We start from the raw sequence: 730 nt of genomic DNA, 5'->3' as shown, positions 1-730 counted from the left end.
AGTGGTGGAACTGGTGGTGCGCAAGTATGCCGATTATCTGCCGGTGTACCGTCAGCTGCAGGGTTGGGAGCGCGATCACAGTGTGATCGTGCGCCAGGCCACGGCGACGCGGGCGGTGATGGCCGCCGGAGCGTTGCTGCAACCTCTGGCGCGGGCCATTGGCCAGGAGCTGCGCCTGGGGCCGCTCATCCAGGCCGATGAGACGAGGCTGCCAGTGCTGCAAGATCTGGGCAAAGGCCGCAACGATGTGGCGTGGTTGTGGCAGTACTCCATCCCCGGAGGGCTCGTGTACTTCGAGTACCAGGACAACCGTGCCCAGGCAGGGGCGCGGGCTTATTTGAAGGACTACGGAGGCATCCTGCAAAGCGACGGCTATGTGGTCTATGACTGTCTGGAAGGGCAGGTGCAGCGTCATGCGGGGTGCTTTGCACACGTGCGGCGCAAGTTCGTGGAAGCGTGCCAGGCAGCTCCCAAGGAGGTGCCCTGCGAACCGGGGCTGGCGGTGGTGGCCAGCATCGGCGCCTTGTATGGAGTCGAAGAGCGGGCGCGGGAGCTGCAGTTGAAGGGGCAGGCCCGTCTGGACTACCGGCAGGAGCAGGGTGTGGCGCAAAAGCTCTCCCGCCTCAAGGCGCAGATCCTGGAGGTGCGGGCCAACGCCCTCCTGCCGCAGAGCCTGCTGGCCAAGGCCTGTGACTATGCACTCAACCAGTGGGAGAAGCTGGAGGTGTAT

1 protein-coding gene is annotated in these 730 nt (G+C 64.9%); it reads left to right on the top strand.

What is annotated here, in order from left to right; all coding sequences use genetic code 11:
• A partial coding sequence (locus BV034_RS34090; RefSeq protein ID WP_265593798.1) for an IS66 family transposase occupies positions 1-730 on the top strand: 730 nt, incomplete at both ends.

Origin of the sequence: Verrucomicrobium sp. BvORR034, from assembly GCF_000739635.1 — a bacterium.
Lineage (GTDB): Bacteria > Verrucomicrobiota > Verrucomicrobiia > Verrucomicrobiales > Verrucomicrobiaceae > Verrucomicrobium.
Note: the sequence above shows the minus strand (reverse complement) of the source record. Positions and strands in the feature narration are given on the sequence as shown.